The organism is Yersinia sp. 2542 StPb PI (genome assembly GCF_048593855.1).
Taxonomy (GTDB): domain Bacteria; phylum Pseudomonadota; class Gammaproteobacteria; order Enterobacterales; family Enterobacteriaceae; genus Yersinia; species Yersinia enterocolitica_E.
In genome coordinates this window covers 1-493 of record NZ_JAZGQA010000496.1, presented here as the reverse complement: position 1 = coordinate 493, position 493 = coordinate 1, and the positions used below count along the sequence as shown (strand labels likewise).

Below are 493 nucleotides of genomic sequence, written 5' to 3'. Positions count from 1 at the left end.
ACTATTTTAATCACAATTATAACTTAGCGATTACATTTACTTTTCTTTGAACCTCGTTAAAAGTAGTATGCCTAACTCTGGCACACACCATTTTTAGTTTAGAATTCAACTCCAGAGAAATAAGTTGTTTTGGGTCATCATCAAGAATATTTCTATTCTGATCCAGGAAAGCATACATGTGATTAATCTGCTCAAACTGTCCTCTAAAAACGCCAAACTCATCAGTGTTCAATTTTTTCAGAACTGAAAAATCGTTTACACACTGATTGCTTGTATTGTTCTTAATAATGGTAGCCGTTTGCTTTTCTGATTCGGTTTTATCTTTTGTCGCGCATCCTCCTAAAAATGTACTGACCATCAATATCACTATTGCTACTGATTTCATAAAATTCCCTTATAAAAAATCACTGATTATCTGTTCACTAATTATTATTTTATGCCACTGTATTTCAACCCTGAGCATCAATAAATTAAATTGATGACGACGTTATAC

General features: G+C 32.3%; 1 protein-coding gene. It reads right to left on the bottom strand.

Features of this window, described 5'->3' with window-relative positions:
- Positions 1-16: 16 nt before the first annotated feature.
- Positions 17-385 carry a hypothetical protein gene (locus V1952_RS22470; protein WP_372558585.1) on the bottom strand — a complete coding sequence of 123 codons (369 nt, stop codon included), beginning with the start codon at positions 383-385 and terminating at the stop codon, positions 17-19.
- Between the last annotated feature and the right edge of the window lie 108 nt (positions 386-493).

Excerpts from the sequence above, each read along its gene's own strand:
- V1952_RS22470 (WP_372558585.1), bottom strand. The coding sequence starts at position 385 with ATGAAATCAGTAGCAATAGTGATATTGATGGTCAGTACATTTTTAGGA.